Raw genomic sequence first — 17,735 nt, 5'->3', positions numbered from 1 at the left:
CCCAGCGCGTGCAGCGGGGCGTCGCGGTAGAGGTCCAGAGCCTCTTCGGGGGTGATCCGCCCACCGGCGGCGGCACGGTCGAGGACGGACTGAAGTTCGGCCTTCTCGGTCACCGGGGGCGTCCCTTTCGTCAAGGGTTGTGGACAGACCGATCCAGCCTACGCCAGCCCTCTCGGCGTCCCGACCTCAGGCCGCGTACGCGCCGACGAGCACCCCGGCGAGCGTCCCCACGAGCATGAACGGCCCGAAGGCGATCAGCGTCCCGCGTCCCGCCCGCCCCACGACGTACAGCGCGCCGCCGTACAACGCGCCGAACAGGAACGCGGCGAAGGCGCCCAGCATGACGGTCGGCCAGCCGTACCAGCCGAGGACGGCGCCCATGCCGAGCGCGAGCTTCACATCGCCGAAGGCCATGCCGGCCGGGTTGACGAGGTGCAGCACGAGGTGGCCGGCGCCGAGGGCGAGCGCGCCCAGCAGGGCCGTCGTCCAGTCCCCGGCGTGCTCGGGGAGCAGCGCGGCCAGGCCCAGCAGGACCAGGGCGGCGACCGCGAACGGGAGGGTGAGCGGGTCGGGCAGCCTCCGCACGCGTACGTCGACGACGGCCAGCAGCACCCCGACCGGCGCGAGCGCCAGCCACACCGCCGACTCGGGTCGCACACCGGTCGCCGCGGCGAGGGCGGCGCACACGAGCGCGGTGAGGACGGGGAGAAGGAGGGCGCCGGGGGCGACGGCGCCGGCGCAGCCACGACAGTGCGCGCGTCCGAGCCAGCCCCGGAACGGGTGCCCGGCCGGGCAGGTCGCCCGCCAGCCCCCGACCGCCTCCTCGCCCCCCGGGCCCCCCAGGTCCCCCTGGGCTTCCTCAGCTTCCAGGGCTTCCTGCGTTTCCTGCGCTTCCTGCGCTCCCGGCCCGTCCTGGCCGTCTCGGCCCTCCTGCACTGCCGGTGCTTCCGGCGCCACCGTTGCCACCGGCGCGGACTGCTCGAACTGCTCGGACTGCTCGTCGTCCTGTTCCTCCTCCGGGGGGACGGAGAAGCGGTAGGCGGCCCGCGGCAGCAGCGCGCCGCTCGCGGCGCCCCACAGCGCGGCGACGGCGGCCAGCGTCAGGTCGCCGGGAGGTGTCGTCATCGTCAGAGAGCGTAGGGACACGGGGAGGACGCCGGAGGGGAAACCCGTCGGCACGACACCGCTCGCCTCCCCGGCAGACGGGACTCTCGGAACGCGAACACGCCTCAGTCGACCCTTGACATCCGTGCGACCGGGTTGCCCTCCGCCGCGCTCTCGGAGGTGTAGGTCAGGTCGTCGCCGGTCGGTGTGAGCCGGATCGGGTGCGGCTTCGGATTGCAGCCGCCGTGGTTGTTCGCGGCGCCCACGGACGTGGCGACGACCTCCTTCGCCGTCACCTGCTTCAGCGTCAGAATGTCGACGCAGACGCCGCCGAGCACGTCCGTCTGCCGCAGCTCCCCCAGCTTCCCGCCCACGACCGCCCGTTGGACCGTCACCCGGAACGTGCCCATCGGCAGGGCGCCGTCGAGGCCGCTGCCCTGCCCTTCCCAGGTGCCGACGTACCGGGCGGGGAGGGTGGCGGACGACGAGCCGTCGGTGGCCCGGGGACTCGCCGCGGGCGACTGCTCCGCGGTGCCGCCGGGGCTCGGCGTCGCGCCTCCCGTGGCGCCGGGGCTCGCCGCAGCCGTCGGCACGGTGGAGCTCGCGTCGCTGCCGGCCTCGGTGTCCTGGCCGCCGTCGCCCGGCAACAGCTGGAACAGCAGCACCGAGCCGACCGTCACCGCCGCCATCGCGCCCGCGACCGCCAGCGCGACGGTGCAGCTCAGTCGCCGCCCGCGACCGCCCTCGCCGGGCGTCGCGCTGCCCGCCACGGTGACCGAGAGCCGGCCGCGGCCGTCGGCGCGTCCCGCGTCTTCGGAACGGCCGGCGCCTTCGGCCCCGGCGGAAGCCGCCCCGACGGACGCGGGCCCGGCGTCCCTCGGCGTCGGCACGGGCAGGACCGGGGGCCCGGCGGCGGAGCGGTCGGCCCGGTCCGCCGGTGTCGCGGGCAGCGCGTCCATCACCGGTGGCGGCCCGAACACCCCCGGCGAGGCCGGCGGCGCGCCCGCCGGGACGCCTGCCGAGGCCGTTCCCGCGGGCTGCCCCGACGTCATCGCCGCGCTGCTGAACCCGACCGGTCCCGACGCGTGGGGCTCCGCGCCGGCCCGCGTGCCCTCCAGGTTCAGCAACTGGACGGCGCTGCGGCCCAGCTGTTCCACCAGCGCTCCCGGCAGCCAGCCGCCCGCGACCAGCCGGGCCGCGCCCTCGGGCGCGAGGCGCCGGGCCACGTCCGCGGGGGACGGCCGCTCGGCCGGGTCCTTGGCGAGGCAGGCCGCGGCGACCTCCCGCAGTTCACCGCGCAGCCCGTCCTCCGGCGAGCCGAGCTCCGGTTCCTCGTGGACCACCTTGTAGAGGAGCGCGGCCGACGAGTCGCCGGGGAACGGGGACCGTCCGGTGGCCGCGTACACCAGCACCGCGCCGAGGGAGAAGACGTCAGCCGCGCCGGACGCGCCCCGGCCGAGGATCTGCTCCGGGGCCATGTAGCCGGGCGAGCCGACCGAGACGCCGGTCGAGGTGAGCGAGGCGGTGCCGTCGGTCGCGCGGGCGATGCCGAAGTCGATCAGCAGCGGACCGTCCACGGTCAGCAGCACGTTGGACGGCTTGACGTCCCGGTGCACCAGGCCCAGTTCGTGCACCGTGCCGAGGGCCTCCGCGAGGCCGGCGCCCAGCACCCGCACGGAGTGCTCGGGCAGCGCTCCGTGGGACGCGACGGCCGCGGCCAGGGACGGTCCGGCCGCGTAACCGGTGGCCACCCAGGGCACCGTCGCGTCCGGGTCCGCGTCCAGGACCGGCGCGGTCCACGCCCCGCCCACCCGCCTCGCGGCCTCGACCTCGCGCCGGAAGCGGGCGCGGAACTCCTCGTCGAGCGCGAGGTGGGGATGCACGATCTTCACGGCCACCGTGCGGCCGCCGGCGCTGCGGCCGAGGTAGACCCGGCCCATGCCGCCGGATCCCAGCCGGCCGAGCAGCCGGTAGGGCCCCACGGTCGTGGGTTCACCGTCTCCGAGCGGCTGCATGGGCGCTCTCCCCTTCCCCCGTCAGGACTCCGTAGGAGACTACGCAGATCGTGGCCGGAGCAGTTCCACTCTGACGTCCGCCGGGAAGCCCGTCGTCGGACCGACGCGACGGGCGAACTCCGTCACGGCCTCCAGCTGGGGCGCGCCGAAACGGAAGTCGAGGGTGGTGAAGTACTGCTCAAGGACGGCTTCGTCGAACTCCTCCCAGCGGGCCGCCTGCTCGGCGACCTTGCCGACCTCCTCCAGGGAGAGGTTGCGGGAGTCGAGGAAGGCCTGGTGGACCTGGCGGGTCAGGACGGGCTCGCGCTCCAGGTAGTCGCGCCGGGCCGCCCACACCGCGAAGACGAAGGGCAGTCCGGTCCACTCCTTCCACAGCCGGCCGAGGTCGTGCACCTCCAGGCCGAACCGCGGTCCGTCCAGCAGGTTGGCCCGCAGCGCCGCGTCGCCGATGAGGACGGCGGCCTCGGCCTCCTGCATCATCAGACTGAGGTCGGGCGGGCAGGTGTAGTAGTCCGGCCGGACGCCGAAGCGGTCGGCCAGGAGCAGTTGCGCGAGGCGCACCGAGGTCCGGGAGGTCGAGCCGAGGGCGACCCGGGCGCCGTCGAGCCGGTCCAGCGGGACCTGCGAGACGATCACGCAGGACATCACCGGGCCGTCGCAGCCCACGGCGATGTCGGGGAAGGCGACGAGGTCGTCGGCGTTCTTGAGGAACTCGACGAGGGTCACGGGCCCGATGTCGAGATCGCCCCGCACCAGCTGCTCGCTGAGTTTCTCCGGGGTGTCCTTGGTCAGGTCGAAGTCGAGGAGCGTGCCGGTTCTCGCGAGCCCCCAGTAGAGGGGCAGGCAGTTGAGGAACTGGATGTGGCCGACGCGCGGCCGGGTGCGAGAATTGTCCACATCGCGAGGCTAGACCCCGTCGGGTACGCTGCGGACTCCGACCCCCGAGTCAACCCCTTTCATGGATCTTCAAACGTCCGAGTGACGTGATCTTGACCTCTATTGCTTTCGGCTGCCCCCATGCTAGGCTCGCCGCAAGTTGCAGTTTGGTTTCCCTTGCAGTACAGAGCCTGCGGAGCATGTAACCGCGGGCTCTCGTCGTTTTCAGACGTATGCAGTTGTGCGGCACTTGCTTTCACGCTTGCAGGGTTCTGGAGCAGGGCAACCCTTTGGGCCCAAGGAGGGCTTATGGCTACCGGAACCGTGAAGTGGTTCAACGCCGAAAAGGGCTTTGGCTTCATCGCCCAGGAAGGCGGCGGCCCCGACGTCTTCGTCCACTACTCCGCGATCAACGCGCAGGGCTTCCGCTCGCTCGAGGAGAACCAGCAGGTCTCCTTCGACGTGACGCAGGGCCCGAAGGGTCCCCAGGCGGAGAACGTCACCCCCGTCTGATCTTCCACACCCTGAGATCGCAAGTCTGAGAGCAGTACCCAAGGAGCCCTGTGCCGTTCGGCACGGGGCTCCTGCCTTCGCCCCCGATGTCGGTCGGGCCTCCTAGGCTCCCCACCCATGACCGACACTCACGCAGACGCGTTCGTCGCCACCACCCGCGCGTTCTACGACGCCGTCGCCGAGGACTACGCCGAGCTGTTCCGTGACGAGCTCGCCGCGAGGCCGCTGGAGCGGGCCGTCCTCACCGCCTACGCCGAGCTCGTCGGGCCCGGCGGCCGGGTGGCCGACCTGGGCTGCGGTCCCGGCCGCACCACCGCACGGCTCGCCTCGCTCGGGCTCGACGTGTCCGGGGTCGACCTGTCGGAGTCGATGCTGGCGATCGCCCGGCGCGAGAACCCGGGGATCCGGTTCGCACAGGGCTCGATGCTGGAGCTGGACTTCCCGGACGGGTCCCTGGCCGGCGTCGTCTCCTTCTACTCGACCATCCACACCCCGCTGGACCGGCTGCCGGCGCTCTTCGCCGAACTCCGCCGCGTCCTGACCCCGGGCGGCCACCTCCTGCTGGCCTTCCAGGTCGGCGACGAGCCCCGGCGCCACGACCGGCCCTGGGGCCATCCCGTCGCCCTCGACTTCGAGCGCCGGCGCCCGGAGACGATGGCCGCGCTGCTGACCGCGGCCGGCTTCACCGTGCTGTCACGCACGGTGCGGGAGCCGGACGCGAGCCTCGACGAGCCGACTCCCCAGGCTCTCCTCATCGCGCGCAGGCCCCCGGAGACGGGAGCGGCGGAGGGGGCAGGGTCCGCCGCCGGACCCGGCGCGGATTCCTAGAGCGCCCCGGCGAGGTCGAGGGCCGCGATGTATCCGAAGGTCATCGCGGGTCCGATCGTCGAACCGGCGCCGGCGTAGCTGTGCCCCATGACCGCCGCGCTGGCGTTGCCGGCGGCGTACAGCCCCGGGATGACGGAGCCGTCGGGTCGCAGCACCCGCGCGCGGGCGTCGGTGCGCAGGCCGCCCTTGGTGCCGAGGTCGCCGGGGACGATGCGGAAGGCGTGGAAGGGAGGCAGCCACAGGGGCGCGAGACAGGAGTTCGGGAAGACTCCCGGGTCCGTGTAGTAGTGGTCGTAGGCGCTGTCGCCCCGCCCGAAGTCGGTGTCGTCGCCCCGCAGCGCGAGCGTGTTGAAGCGGTCGACGGTGGCGCGCAGGGCCGGCCCCGGGACGCCGATCGCGGCGGCCAGCGCGTCCAGGGACCAGGCCTTGTGCGCGGCCCCCGAGCTGTACCAGTCGGCCGGGAAGGGCAGGGTCGGGGCCACGTCCTTGAACAGGTAGCGGTTGCGGTAGTTCTGGTCGGTGATCAGCCAGGCCGGGATCGCGCGGTCGGTCGGGTTCTGGTCGTACATGGTGTGGACGACGTCGCCGTAGGGGGCGGCCTCGTTGACGAAGCGGCGGCCGGCCGCGTTGACCAGGAGTCCGCCGGGGAGGGTGCGTTCGGCGAGGCAGAACCAGGGCTGGCCGGGGAGCGGGATCGCCGGGCCCCACCAGGCGTCGTCCATGAGGGCGAGGTCGGCGCCGAGCCGCTGTCCTGCCCGGATGCCGTCCCCGGTGTTCTCCTTCGCGCCGACGCTCCACTCGGTGCCGATCGGCTGGCGCTGGTACCGGGCCCGCATGGCCGCGTCGTGCTCGAAGCCGCCGGAGCCGACGACGACCCCGCGCCGGGCCCGGACCAGGCCGGGCGCGCCGTCGCGGGTGATCACCGCGCCGACGACGGCTCCGCCCTCGACGTGCAGGTCGGTGAGCGGGCTGGACAGCCAGACCGGCACTCCGGCGGCGCGCAGCCCGAGCCGCAGGCCGCCCGCCAGGGACTGGCCCATGGTGAGCGGCTTCTGCCCGAGGAGCGCGGCCTTCGTGCCGCGGGCCAGGCACTCGGCGGCGACGGCGGCGCCCCGCACGCTGACAGCGGTCAGGTTGAGCCACTTGTAGTCGGCGCTGAAGACCGCCATCCCGGCCGGCACCTGGAGGTACGAGGGGTTGAGGCGGGCCAGGTCCGCGCCGAGGAGGTTTCCGTCGAGCTGGTCGGGCTCGACGGAGCGGCCGCCCGGGAGGCCTCCGGGAAGCTCGGGGTAGTAGTCGCTGTAACCCTCCATCCAGCGGAAGCGCAGCGGGCTGTGGGCCATGACGGAGGCGAGCATCGCCGGGCCGTGCGCGAGGAAGGCGCGCTGCCGGTCGGCGGGGACCTCCGGGCCGACGACGGCGGCGAGGTAGGCAGCGGCCTTCGCGGGGGTGTCGGGGACGCCCGCCGCGAGGATCACCGGGTTGTTCGGGATCCAGATCCCGGCGCCGGACCGGGCGGCCGAGCCCCCGAAGGTCGCCGCCTTCTCGACCACCACACAGCTCAGCCCCTGCCGGGCCGCGGTCAGCGCGGCGGTCATCCCGGCCGCCCCGGACCCGACGACGACGACGTCGTACGTCCCGAGCAGGGGCAGGTCGGCGGCCCGGGCGCCCTGTTGCACCCCCGTGGCCACGGCCAGCCCGGCGCCGGCGGCGCCGGCCAGCAGATGTCTTCGGGAGGGGGATCCGGTCATGTCGACTCCAGCCCAGACGGAACGCGCGAGAACCGGGAATGTCGCGCGGGGGTCTTGGGAAGTCAAGGGCCACTGCGTCCCTCACGCCCACGCCATGGGCGCACTTCCTCGCTCACGGCGTGGGCTGATCACTGCGGGGTACGGGTCAGGCCTTGCCGCAGGACCAGGCGCCCCACAGGCCCCACTCACCGGAGCTGTACTCGCCCAGGCCCGCCTGGATGCACACGCCCGTGCCTTCGTCGTACTTCTTGTTCACCGACTTCGTGGTGCCGTTGCCACCCGGGTTCCAGATCGTGAAGTCGTAACCGCCGTCGGACTTGTACGGGGCCACGTCCACCTTGATGACCGCGGACATGTGGTCCTCGCACACGTCCTTGACGTGGAACCATTCGCCCTCGGCCTCGAAGGTGCCGACCGAGCTGGCGGAACAGGTTTCCTTCTTGCTCTGGCCCCAGGAGGTGGCGTTCGTGCCGGCCAGAGCAGGCGAGTTGGCCAGCGCGACCAGCGCCGCGGCCGCGACCACGATGCCGCCGGCACGGAACTTGTTCATGAGATACCCCCGAGGGAAGCGATCGGAACGGGTTTGTTCGACCCGCGTGGATCACGCTAGGGCGCGCTGTCCCTGAGGGACCACGGTGCACAGTGGCCATTTCCGTCCCTGAAGTGTGCACGGTGATCAGTCGCGGCGAGCGCGTGCACGATGTCGTGGAGGCCGGACCCGGTCGTCAGCAGGTCGCGGTTGAGGAGGCGTTCGGCGGTGCGCAGCCGGGCCCGTACCGTGTTGCGGCTCACGGACAGGACTTCGGCGGCCCGTTGGGCGTCGGTGTTGTGGCCGACCCAGGCACGCAAGGTGGCGTGGAGGTCTCGGTGGGCTGCCTCACCGAGGGGTTCAAGGAACCTCGTCGCCCAGTCGACGGCGGGCTCGCTGCTCAGGAGGTGCGCGAGGGACGGCGCGCCCGAGGCCGCCGCCTCGGCCCCTGCCTCCGGGGGGAGGCCGCTGAGGGCCAGGGCCAGTTCCAGTCCGGCGCGGACGCGGACGTCGCCGAGGTCGGCCCGCAGGGCCCGTTCGGCCCGGCCGCAGTGCGCGGCGACGGTGGTGCGGCTGATGCCCAGCAGACGGGCCACCGCGGAGCGGGGAAAGGCGACGGCGAGGCGGGTGACGTCCTGGGTGATCTTCGCTTCGCCGAGCAGCGGCTCGACATGGGCACGGGCCCAGGACAGGGCCGCCGGTCTGGGCAGCAGCGGCAGCAGCGACGGGCTGCCGTGGTAGACGGCCAGGCGTTCGGGGGAGTTGCGGCCGACGGCGAGAGCGTGCACCGCCTCCCCGTACGCCGCGGCCGTGGCGGCGATCGGGTGAGGTCTGCTGACGCCGAGCGCGTAACCGCGGTTCTCGCGCACCAGCCGTCGCAGCACGCCCGCCAGCCGGTCGTCCGGACCCGGGCCTCCGCTGCCCTCGCCGTCGCCCTCCCGCTCGGCGATCGGGCAGATCAAGTGGTCCAGGAAGGCCGGGCAGTGCACCATGAGGCCGGCTCCGTGATAGCCGGAGGCGTCCTGGAAGGCGCTGGCCAGCCGGTCCCGGTCGGCGGGCGGGCAGTGCAGCAGATGGACCCGGACGCGTTCGGCGTCCAGGAGCGGCGGGACGTCCCGGTGGGTCATGCGACGGGCCAGGGTGACGTCCCCGGTCATCAGGGCGGTCAGCACGGCGAAGCGCAGGGCGCGTGCCTTCTCCTCATGGCCGCGGGCGCTGTGGTCGGCCCTGCGCGCCTCGCCGAGCAGATGCAGCAGGCCGCCGGCCCGGGAGACGAGAGCAGCCGCCTCGCGGGATCGTCCGGCCGCGCCGACGGTGACGAGGACCGGGCGCGGGGCCTGCGGACCGCAGGCTTCGAGGTGTACCTCCAGGTCGCCGTGGTGGGCGGTGGCCGCGCCGAGCCGGCCGTCGGCGAGCCGCTCCAGCTGCTCCCTCAGCGCCTCGACGGCCGCATGGGGGAAGCCATCGGTGGCCGCCTCGATCCGGCCGCCGGAACCGATCCAGGCCACGGCGGTCGCCGTCCGCCGCCCGAGCCAGTCCAGCACATCGGCCGGGGACGCGCGGCGCTGGACCATTCGCAGCAGCTCGTCGAGCCCGTGCTCACGCCCCAACTCCCCCACTGCGCAACCACTTTCCGTCGCCGATGTCCCGTCAGGACGCAGGAAATCACACGTTCACCTCTCGTACAGCTCTTCGACCTCAGCCGTGAATGACGCAGGATCGCCTCCCGGCGGAGTCTCGACGACGCCGTACGTCCCGAGGAGCGGCTGGTCCTGTCAAGTCAAGGGTCTTGCACGGGAGTTCGCCGACTGCATCACCCGCTGACACGTCCTGCCGTGTACGGCTAGCGTGGCCGGGTGATCGATGACACCGTGCGACTGCGCCCCGTCCGCGAGGACGATCTGCCGATGCTGGAACAGTTCGCGCTCGACCCCGAGGCGGCCGGGACGTTCTCGTGGTTCGGCTGGACGGACCCCGGGCGCATGCGGCGGCGCTGGGCCGAGAACGGCATGCTGTCCGTCGACGGGGGCCAGTTGATGGTGGCGTCCGGCGCGGAGCCGCTCGGCTTCGTGGCCTGGCGCAGGATCGTCACCGTGCCCCACTCCTCCTACTGGAACATAGGCATCCAACTGCTGCCGCGGGCGCAGGGGCGCGGCGTCGGCACCCAGGCCCAGCGCCTCCTGGCCCGCTACCTGTTCGCGCACACGCCCGCCGCGCGGATCGAGGCGCACACCGATGTGGAGAACATCGCCGAGCAACGCGCCCTGGAGAAGGCCGGTTTCACCCGCGAGGGCGTGTTGCGCAGCGTCGTGTTCCGCGACGGGCGCTGGCGCGACAGCCTGTCCTACAGCGTGCTGCGGGACGACGCGCCCTGAGCGGGCGGCGGTCCCGCCTCGGCGGTCCGGTCGGTGCGGGCGATCCCGCCGGGGTCATCTCTCGTAGAGTCCCTCCACCTGTTCCGCGAAGTCCCGCAGGACCGCCTCCCGGCGGAGTTTCATCGACGGGGTGAGGTGGCCGGCCTGTTCGGTGAAGTCGGTCGGCAGGATGACGAAGCGGCGGATCGACTCGGGGCGCGAGACCAGCTTGTTGGCCTCGTCGACGGCCCGCTGGAGCACCGCGTTGAGCTCCGCGTCGTCGATGAGCAGCTCCGCCGGCACCGGGTGCTTGCCGTTCATGTGCCGCCAGTGGGTGAGGCCGTCGGGGTCGAGGGTGAGCAGCGCGGAGACGTAGGGGCGGCCGTCGCCGAGGACCATGGCCTGGGAGATCAGGGGGTGCGAGCGCAGCCAGTTCTCCAGCGGCGCGGGGGCGACGCTCTTGCCGCCGGCCGTGATGATCATCTCCTTCTTGCGGCCGGTGATGGTCAGATAGCCCTCGTCGTCGAGCTCGCCGAGGTCGCCGGTGGCGAGCCAGCCGTCGGGGGCGGCGGGGACCACTCCGCCGGCCGCCGGGTCCCAGTAGCCGCGCAGCACGTGGTCGCCGGCGATGAGGATCTCGCCGTCCGCGGCGATGCGGATCCTCGTGCCGGGAAGCGGCCAGCCGACTGTGCCCAGCCGGGGTTTCATCGGCGGGGTCACCGTGGACGCGCCCGTGGTCTCGGTCAGGCCGTAGCCCTCGTAGATCTCGATGCCCGCGCCGAGGTAGAAGGCGGAGAGGCGCCGGCCGAGGGGGGAGCCGCCGCAGATGGCGTGGCGGACCCTGCCGCCCATGGCGTTGCGGATGCGGCGGTAGACGAGCGGGTCGTAGAAGGCGCGGGCGGCGCGCAGGGTGGCCGCCGGGCCGGATCCCTCGCCGGTCTTCTGCGCCTCGACGGCCTCGCCGTAGCGGCGGGCCGTGCTCACGGCCCGGTCGAAGGAGGACAGCTTGCCGCCCGCCTCGGCCTTCGCGCGGGCGGTGTTGAAGATCTTCTCCAGCATGTACGGGATCGCCAGCAGACAGGTGGGTCTGAAGGCCGCCAGGTCCGGCAGGAGCTGGTCCGCCTTGAGGCTCGGGGCGTGACCGAGGCGGACGCGGGCGCGGATGCAGGCGATGGCGACCATCCGGCCGAAGACGTGCGACATGGGGAGGAAGAGGAGGACGGAGAGCTCGTCGTCGTTCTTGGCCTTGAAGACCGGGTAGAGGAGTTCGATCGCGTTGTCGACCTCGGCGAAGAAGTTGCCGTGGGTGAGCGCGCAGCCCTTGGGCCGGCCGGTGGTGCCGGAGGTGTAGATGAGGGTGGCGAGCGTGTCGGGGACGAGCATGCCGCGGCGGATCTCGACCTCGGCGTCCGGCACCCGCTCGCCCGCCTCGATCAGCCGGTCCACGTGCCCCTTCTCCATGACCCACATGTGCTGGAGGTCTGGCAGCCGGTCGCGTTCGGGGCCGAGGGCCGCCGCCTGGCCCGCGGTCTCGGTGACGAGGGCGACCGCGCCGGAGTCCTGGAGGATCCAGCGGGTCTGGAAGACGGAGGAGGTCGGGTAGACGGGCACGGTGACCAGGCCGGCCGCCCAGGCCGCGAAGTCGAGCAGGGTCCACTCGTAGGTGGTGCGCGACATGATGGCGATCCGGTCGCCGGGCGCCAGTCCCTCCGCGATCAGCCCGCGGGCCACGGCGTGGACCTGGGCGGCGAAGCGTTCCGCCGTGATGTCGGTCCAGTCCCCGTCCGGTCCCCGGCGGCTGAGGACCACCGACTCGGGGACGGCCGCCGCGTTGTCGTAGGGCAGGTCGGCGAGCGAGCCGTACGTCACCGGGCGGGCGAGGGCCGGCAGGGACGCCTCCCGCACGGCGCCGTCCAGTCGTCGCGTCTCGGGTTCCACGAGGGCGGGAGGAGCGTCAGGGTCGGCGTAGGCCGAGCCGGCGGCTGAGTACGGGGTGGACACGGGCGGCTCCCTGGGCGTGCAGCGAAGAAACTGCTTGCTGCATGACGTACGTGCTTCGCGCACCGACGCGTTCAACCGGGATGCCCCCTATGAAAGGGGTTACCGCCAGTTAGGTAGGGGATCGTACGGCGCTCACATGGGGGGCTTGTGCGTGTTCCGGGATGTTCCGGGGTCGGGGCTGTGCAGTCTCGGCGGTTATGTGAGGGATCTTCAGGTTTGTCGGGGCCTCAGCCGGGGCCGCCGTTCACTCGCACCCTGCCGTTCACTCACGCCCGCTCCAGGATCGCGGTGACCCCCTGGCCGCCCGCCGCGCAGACGGAGATCAGGCCGCGCGAGGGTCCGTGCTGCTCGGCGAGCAGCTTGGCGAGGGTCGCGACGATGCGGGCGCCGGTCGCCGCGAAGGGATGGCCGGTGGCGAGCGAGGAGCCGGCGACGTTCAGCCGGTCCCGGTCGACCGGGGCGAGGCCCTGCTTCTCCCAGGCCGCGAGCGTCGCCAGCACCTGGGAGGCGAAGGCCTCGTGGACCTCGACCAGGTCGAAGTCCTCCATGCCGAGGCCGGCCCGTTGCAGCATGCGCGGGACGGCGTACGCGGGGGCCATCAGCAGACCGTCGCCGGTCCCGGAGCCGCCGTCCGCCGCGTCGCCGCGCACGAAGTCCACGGCCGCCGTCTCATAGGCCGTCAGGTAGGCGAGCGGTTCCAGGCCGCGGGCCTCGGCCCACTCCTCGGAGGCGAGGAGGACGACCGCGGCGCCGTCCGTCAGCGGCGTCGAGTTGCCCGCCGTCATGGTCGGTTCGGGGCCGTCGACGCCGAACACCGGCTTCAGCCGGGCCAGTTTCTCGACGGTGGAGTCCGGCCGCAGGTTCTGGTCGCGGGCCAGGTCGCGGAACGGGACGACGAGGTCGTCGAAGAAGCCGCGCTCGTAGGCGGCCGCGAGGCGCTGGTGACTGGCGGCCGCCAGCACGTCCTGGGCCTCGCGCTCGACGCCCCAGACGCGGGCGGTGACGGCGGCGTGCTCGCCCATGGACAGACCGGTGCGCGGTTCGGCGTTGCGCGGGATCTCGGGGATCAGGTGGGAGGGGCGGATCTGCGCGAGCGCCTTGAGGCGGTCTCCGGCGGTCTTCGCCCGGCGGGCCTCCAGGAGGATGCGCCGCAGCCGGTCGTTGACGCCCAGCGGCGCGTCGCTCGCGGTGTCCGCGCCGCCCGCGACGGCCGAGTCGGTCTGGCCGAGGGCGATCTTGTTGGCGGCGGCGATCACGGCCTGCAGGCCGGTGCCGCAGGCCTGCTGGATGTCGTAGGCGGGGGTGCGGGGGTCGAGCTTCGAGCCGAGGACGGTCTCGCGGGCCAGGTTGAAGTCACGGCTGTGCTTGAGGACGGCCCCGGCGACCACCTCGCCCACCACGCCGGGGACGTCGAGGGCGTAGCGGCCCACCAGCCCGTTCACCGCCGCCGTCAGCATCTCCTGGTTGGAGGCGGTGGCGTAGGGGCCGTCGGAGCGGGCGAAGGGGATGCGCGAGCCGCCGACGATAGCGACCCGGCGGGCGCGCGGGGGCTCGGAAGGGCTCATGAGCGAGGGCTCCACCAGCTTCAGCCGTGACGGCTCCGAGGGACTCATCTCGACCTGCTCCTCACCCTTGACCTAGACTTACCCCGGGTAACCTTACTCCAGAGTAAGCATGTGCGCCGAGCCTGTGGGAGAGAACGTGGCCGACCGCTATCTGAGCTTCACCGCCACCGCACCGGGCCGTTTCCTCACCCGGAGACTCGGTCTGCCGCAACCGGCGGCGCTGCTGCGCTGGTCGGCCGAACGCCCCTCCCTCACCGGCTCCTTGATCCACCTTACGGCCGGGAGGTCCACGCTGGGCCCCGCACCGGTGCCGGACCGCACAGGTCTGCCGCTCCACGGCCCCGAGGACGTAGGCGCGGCCGGCGTCCCCGACCCCTGCGCCGTCGTCCTCGACGCGACCGGCGTCCGGGACGTCGACACGCTCGCCGAGGTGCACGCGGCCCTGCACCCGGTGGTGCGGTCGGTCACGGCCAGCGGCCGGATCGTGGTCCTCGGCGCACCCCTCGACCCCGACGACCACGGACAGGCGGCCGTGCAGCAGGCGCTGGAAGGGTTCGTGCGCTCCCTCGGCAAGGAGATCGGACGCGGCAGGACCGTCAACCTGGTCCGGCTGACCGACGCGCGGGCCGCCGAGTCCACCCTGAGCTTCCTCCTCTCCCCCAGGTCGGCCTACGTCAGCGGGCAGGTGATCGGCGTGGGAACCGCCGGCTCGGCCGGCTCCGAGGGCCCCGACGACTGGGCGCTCCCCCTCGCCGGCCGCACCGCGCTCGTCACCGGCGGCGCCCGCGGCATCGGCGCGGCCGTCGCCGAGCGGCTGGCCCAGGACGGCGCCCGGGTCGTCGTCCTCGACGTGCCGCAGGCCGAGGACGACGCCCGTCGGCTCGCCGAACGGCTCGGCGGCGCAGCCCTCGCGCTCGACGTCACGGCGCCCGACGCGGGCGAGCGGATCGCCGCCGAACTGCCCGGCGGACTGGACGTGCTGATCCACAACGCCGGCATCACCCGGGACCGGCGGCTGGTCAACATGCCCGCAGAACGCTGGAGTTCGGTGCTCGACGTCAACCTGGCGAGCGTGCTGCGCACCACGGACGCGCTGCTCGCCAAGGGGGTGCTGCGGCCGGGCGGGCGGATCGTCGCCACCGCCTCCATCGCCGGACTCGCGGGCAACGCGGGCCAGACGAACTACGGCGCGAGCAAGGCGGGGATCGCGGGACTCGTGCGCACCCTCGCGCCCCACGCGCTCGCGGAGCACGGGGTCACGGTGAACGCGGTCGCGCCCGGCTTCATCGAGACGAAGATGACCGCCGCGGTGCCGCTCTTCATCCGCGAGGCGGGCCGGCGCATGAACTCGCTGGCGCAGGGCGGGCTGCCCGTCGACGTCGCCGAGACGACGGCGTGGCTCGCGCACCCAGCCTCCGGCGCGGTCAACGGACAGGTCGTGCGGGTGTGCGGCCAGAGCCTGCTGGGGGCGTAGTGCGCACGCCGACCACGTCGAGGACCCTGACCGCGCTGCCGTCCCTCGGCCCGCTGCTAGCCCGCGGGGCGCTGCGCTCCCCCTTCAAGCGCCCCGGGCCGGGCGTCTCCTTCGCCGGCGCCGGCGACCGCCTCGTGCTGCCCGACCTGCGCGTGGACCCGACCCGGCTCGCCGCCTACGAGCGCGTCTGCGGCTTCCCGACCGGCGAGGACTCGCTGCCGCTCACCTACCCGCACGTCCTCGGCTTCCCGCTGGCCATGAGCCTCATGAGCGGCCGGGGCTTCCCGCTCCCGCTGCTCGGCCTGGTCCACACGTCGATCGAGATCACCCGCCGCACCGCGCTCGCGTCCGCCGGGACCTACGAACTCTCGGTGCACGTCGAGGAGCTGGCCCCGCACCGGCGCGGGACGGAGGCCGTCGTGGTCACCGGACTGCGGCAGGACGGCGAGACGGTGTGGGAGTCGACGAGCAGATATCTCGCCCGGCACCCCACCGGGGCCGCGCCCGCCGCCGGGGAGCCGGAGCCCGGCCCGCTGCCGGTGCTCGACGAGTGGCGGCTCGCCGCCGACGTCGGCCGGCGCTACGGCGCGGCCTCCGGCGACCGCAACCCCATCCACCTCCACCCGCTCACCGCGCGGCTCTTCGGCTTCCCTCGGGCCATCGCGCACGGCATGTGGACCGTCGCCCGCTGCCTCGCCGCCCACGGCGTCCCGCAGCGGGTCCGGGTCCGGGCCGACTTCCGGGCTCCGGTCCTGCTCCCCGGCACGGTCTCGTTCGCGTCGGACGGGGCGCGGTTCGCCCTGTGCGGTACGGGGGACCCGGCGCGGACCCATGTGACGGGACGCGTGGATCCGCTGCCCGACCCGCGCCCGCGCACGGGGCCCGCGCCCGCGCCGTGAGCGGCGGTTCGGTCGTCCGGCCGGTCAGGCGGGCGGCGGGGACCAGGGGCGGCCGTCCATGAGGTTGCCGAGGCCCGCCCAGGCGAAGTTCATCAGGGTGGCCGCCGCCTGGTGGGAGGAGACGGCGTCGTCGGTGTTGGCCCAGGCGGCGAGCGACTCGGCGGCCCCGACCAGGGCCTCGGCGAGCCCGGCGACCTCGCGTTCGGGCAGGTCGGGGTCGACGGGAGTCCCCCCGCCCGAGCAGAGCCGGGGGTGGGGGCGGGCCTCCCGGGCCGCTATCGCGATCAGCTGCGTCACGAACGCGACGATCTCCTCGCGCATCGCCGCGACCTCGCCGGCGAAGGGCTCGCCGTGCGTGCGGGCCTGGAGATGCAGGACAGACCAGGCGTGCGGATGCCGCCCGGTGTGCGCGAAGAACGCCCGCAGTCCGTCCCAGAGCTGGCGGTCGGCGGGCAGATCCGTGCGGACGCCGCCCCGCACCGCCTCGACGAGCGAGGCGGCCTCACGCCGGATGCAGGCGGTGAAGAGGTCTTCCTTGGAGTTCAGGTACAGATACACCAACGGCTTGGACACGCCCGCGAGTTCCGCGATCTCGTCCATCGACGCGGCCATGTAGCCGCGGCGCCCGAAGGTCTCCACGGCGGCGTCCAGCATCTGCTGCTCACGGACCGCACGCGGCATCCGCTTGGTCTTCACGGCACCCATGGAGCAAGACTAGTTGGGCCCCGCGGTCGGCAGCTCCGTTCAGGACGCCTGCTCCTGCGTCCGGCCCTGGGCGTGGGCGGAGTCGACCGCCTCGTCCTCCTGGGTCCGGTTGGCCTCGAGGTTGGCCTTCATGCGGTCCACCCGCTCGACGACCGTCACCGAGGCGCGGTCGCGCTCCTTGCGCAGCACGACGAAGCTGATCGGCGCGGAGATCACCAGGGCCAGCAGGACGATCCACATGCCGTTGGAGTCACCGAGGCCGCGCGGGACGACGCCCGAGTAGACGAGTCCCCAGACGGCCGCGAGGCAGCCGGCGAAGACACCGAGGCGCATCAGCGTGTAGCGGAGCATCTCAAACCACTCTTCCGATTCCCGTGGAGGCCTCCGTCCAGTGAAGCACGCCGGGCCGGCGTCCCCGCAGCGGGGTGGACGGCCCGCTGCGTCACATGAGCGGCAGCAGCATGGTGATGTCGTCGCGGTAGTCGCCCGGCGCGACGCGGATCGCGCCGGGCACCCGGCCGACCTCCTTGTAGCCGCAGGAGCCGTAGAAGTGCTCCAGGCCGAGTCCGCCGCGGCAGCCGAGCCGGATCGCCTCGATGCCGTCGAAGCCGCGGGCCGCGTCGGCGGCGGCGGCCAGCAGGTCGCGACCGTAGCCCTTGCCCTGGTGACGGGGGTGGACCATCACCGTGTACAGCATCACCCAGTGGGTCTGGAGGCGATGGCTGTTGAAGGCGAAGAACGCGGTCGCCGCCACCTGGCCCGACGCGTCCTGGCCGACGAGCAGCCGGTTGCGGCCCTCGGCCATGGCTGCGAGGTGCCGGACCAGATCCGGCCGGATCTCGTCGCGCGACACGGGCGCGACGAAGCCGACGGCCCCGCCCGCGTTGGAGACGTCCGTCCACAGGTCGAGCACGCCGTCGCGCAGGGCCGGGGTGACCGCGGGGTCGAGAGTGAAAGTAAGGGACACGCCTGGATCGTAACCCTTACGACAGGAGTCGCGCCGTCGCCTTCGGGCCCACGCCCGACGTCACACGCGCATGGGCTGCGGCGACTCGCGCAGGGCCGGGTCGGGGCCGTCGTACTCGCGGATGATCTCGTAGCGGGTGTTGCGCTCCACGGGG

The 17,735-nt window shown here is 73.4% G+C and carries 16 protein-coding genes; 5 read left to right on the top strand and 11 right to left on the bottom strand.

Annotated elements, in window-relative coordinates:
• Positions 1-186: 186 nt before the first annotated feature.
• From ABT300_RS31005 to ABT300_RS30995, 3 genes are all read right to left on the bottom strand, one after another.
• Entirely contained in the window at positions 187-1,125 is a 939-nt protein-coding gene (locus ABT300_RS31005) for a prepilin peptidase (protein WP_351682598.1), read from the bottom strand.
• Between the two features lie 104 nt (positions 1,126-1,229).
• Complete coding sequence (locus ABT300_RS31000) at positions 1,230-3,119, bottom strand: serine/threonine-protein kinase (protein WP_351682595.1); 1,890 nt, start codon at positions 3,117-3,119, stop codon at positions 1,230-1,232.
• A gap of 39 nt (positions 3,120-3,158) precedes the next feature.
• On the bottom strand, positions 3,159-4,016 hold the full coding sequence (locus ABT300_RS30995) for a menaquinone biosynthetic enzyme MqnA/MqnD family protein (protein ID WP_351682592.1): 858 nt from the start codon (positions 4,014-4,016) through the stop codon (positions 3,159-3,161).
• 288 nt (positions 4,017-4,304) lie between these two features.
• Between ABT300_RS30995 and ABT300_RS30990 the strand changes: the two genes are divergently transcribed.
• On the top strand, positions 4,305-4,508 hold the full coding sequence (locus ABT300_RS30990; RefSeq protein WP_003974443.1) for a cold-shock protein: 204 nt from the start codon (positions 4,305-4,307) through the stop codon (positions 4,506-4,508).
• A 117-nt stretch (positions 4,509-4,625) separates the two neighbouring features.
• Positions 4,626-5,336 carry a class I SAM-dependent DNA methyltransferase gene (locus ABT300_RS30985; protein ID WP_351682589.1) on the top strand — a complete coding sequence of 237 codons (711 nt, stop codon included), beginning with the start codon at positions 4,626-4,628 and terminating at the stop codon, positions 5,334-5,336.
• Here the strand turns inward: ABT300_RS30985 and kstD are convergent.
• The 3 genes from kstD to ABT300_RS30970 form a co-directional block, all read right to left on the bottom strand.
• Positions 5,333-7,087 carry a 3-oxosteroid 1-dehydrogenase gene (gene kstD, locus ABT300_RS30980; RefSeq protein WP_351682586.1) on the bottom strand — a complete coding sequence of 585 codons (1,755 nt, stop codon included), beginning with the start codon at positions 7,085-7,087 and terminating at the stop codon, positions 5,333-5,335. The two genes, ABT300_RS30985 and kstD, sit on opposite strands and share 4 nt — an antisense overlap.
• Before the next feature lie 145 nt (positions 7,088-7,232).
• Entirely contained in the window at positions 7,233-7,637 is a 405-nt protein-coding gene (locus tag ABT300_RS30975) for a hypothetical protein (protein WP_351682583.1), read from the bottom strand.
• Positions 7,638-7,693: 56 nt separating this feature from the next.
• Positions 7,694-9,235: a helix-turn-helix domain-containing protein gene (locus ABT300_RS30970; RefSeq protein WP_351682580.1), complete on the bottom strand. Its 1,542-nt coding sequence runs from the start codon at positions 9,233-9,235 to the stop codon at positions 7,694-7,696.
• A gap of 237 nt (positions 9,236-9,472) precedes the next feature.
• Here ABT300_RS30970 and ABT300_RS30965 point away from each other — a divergent pair, with 237 nt between their 5' ends.
• Positions 9,473-9,991 (top strand): GNAT family N-acetyltransferase, encoded by a 519-nt coding sequence (locus ABT300_RS30965; protein WP_351682577.1) that lies wholly within the window; start codon positions 9,473-9,475, stop codon positions 9,989-9,991.
• A 54-nt stretch (positions 9,992-10,045) separates the two neighbouring features.
• Here the strand turns inward: ABT300_RS30965 and ABT300_RS30960 are convergent, their stop codons facing one another.
• Positions 10,046-11,971, bottom strand: a complete 1,926-nt coding sequence (locus ABT300_RS30960; RefSeq protein WP_351682574.1) for an AMP-dependent synthetase/ligase — start codon at positions 11,969-11,971, stop codon at positions 10,046-10,048.
• 266 nt (positions 11,972-12,237) lie between these two features.
• Positions 12,238-13,536 carry an acetyl-CoA C-acetyltransferase gene (locus ABT300_RS30955; RefSeq protein ID WP_351682604.1) on the bottom strand — a complete coding sequence of 433 codons (1,299 nt, stop codon included), beginning with the start codon at positions 13,534-13,536 and terminating at the stop codon, positions 12,238-12,240.
• Positions 13,537-13,672: 136 nt separating this feature from the next.
• Here ABT300_RS30955 and ABT300_RS30950 point away from each other — a divergent pair, with 136 nt between their 5' ends.
• Both ABT300_RS30950 and ABT300_RS30945 read left to right on the top strand, forming a co-directional pair.
• Positions 13,673-15,010, top strand: coding sequence for a 3-oxoacyl-ACP reductase (locus ABT300_RS30950; RefSeq protein ID WP_351682601.1), 1,338 nt, complete (start codon positions 13,673-13,675; stop codon positions 15,008-15,010).
• Entirely contained in the window at positions 15,010-15,909 is a 900-nt protein-coding gene (locus ABT300_RS30945) for a MaoC/PaaZ C-terminal domain-containing protein (protein ID WP_351682571.1), read from the top strand. Before ABT300_RS30950 ends, ABT300_RS30945 begins: the two co-directional genes overlap by 1 nt.
• Positions 15,910-15,933: 24 nt before the next feature.
• Here ABT300_RS30945 and ABT300_RS30940 read toward each other — a convergent pair whose 3' ends face one another.
• From ABT300_RS30940 to ABT300_RS30930, 3 genes are all read right to left on the bottom strand, one after another.
• Complete coding sequence (locus ABT300_RS30940; RefSeq protein WP_351682568.1) at positions 15,934-16,614, bottom strand: TetR/AcrR family transcriptional regulator; 681 nt, start codon at positions 16,612-16,614, stop codon at positions 15,934-15,936.
• Between the two features lie 39 nt (positions 16,615-16,653).
• A complete protein-coding gene (locus tag ABT300_RS30935) occupies positions 16,654-16,965 on the bottom strand; it encodes a DUF4229 domain-containing protein (RefSeq protein ID WP_351682566.1) in 312 nt (103 codons plus the stop codon).
• A gap of 91 nt (positions 16,966-17,056) precedes the next feature.
• Positions 17,057-17,581, bottom strand: coding sequence for a GNAT family N-acetyltransferase (locus tag ABT300_RS30930; protein ID WP_351682563.1), 525 nt, complete (start codon positions 17,579-17,581; stop codon positions 17,057-17,059).
• Between the last annotated feature and the right edge of the window lie 154 nt (positions 17,582-17,735).

It is taken from the genome of Streptomyces sp. NPDC001027 (assembly GCF_040299045.1).
In the GTDB taxonomy this organism is placed as follows: Bacteria; Actinomycetota; Actinomycetes; order Streptomycetales; family Streptomycetaceae; genus Streptomyces.
Note: the sequence above shows the minus strand (reverse complement) of the source record. Positions and strands in the feature narration are given on the sequence as shown.

Bases quoted from the DNA above. Each gene is read 5' to 3' on its own strand.
- ABT300_RS31005 (WP_351682598.1), bottom strand. From the start codon at position 1,125: ATGACGACACCTCCCGGCGACCTGACGCTGGCCGCCGTCGCCGCGCTG.
- ABT300_RS31000 (WP_351682595.1), bottom strand. From the start codon at position 3,119: ATGCAGCCGCTCGGAGACGGTGAACCCACGACCGTGGGGCCCTACCGG.
- ABT300_RS30990 (WP_003974443.1), top strand. From the start codon at position 4,305: ATGGCTACCGGAACCGTGAAGTGGTTCAACGCCGAAAAGGGCTTTGGC.
- ABT300_RS30985 (WP_351682589.1), top strand. From the start codon at position 4,626: ATGACCGACACTCACGCAGACGCGTTCGTCGCCACCACCCGCGCGTTC.
- kstD (WP_351682586.1), bottom strand. From the start codon at position 7,087: ATGACCGGATCCCCCTCCCGAAGACATCTGCTGGCCGGCGCCGCCGGC.
- ABT300_RS30975 (WP_351682583.1), bottom strand. From the start codon at position 7,637: ATGAACAAGTTCCGTGCCGGCGGCATCGTGGTCGCGGCCGCGGCGCTG.
- ABT300_RS30955 (WP_351682604.1), bottom strand. From the start codon at position 13,536: ATGAGCCCTTCCGAGCCCCCGCGCGCCCGCCGGGTCGCTATCGTCGGC.
- ABT300_RS30940 (WP_351682568.1), bottom strand. From the start codon at position 16,614: ATGGGTGCCGTGAAGACCAAGCGGATGCCGCGTGCGGTCCGTGAGCAG.
- ABT300_RS30935 (WP_351682566.1), bottom strand. From the start codon at position 16,965: ATGCTCCGCTACACGCTGATGCGCCTCGGTGTCTTCGCCGGCTGCCTC.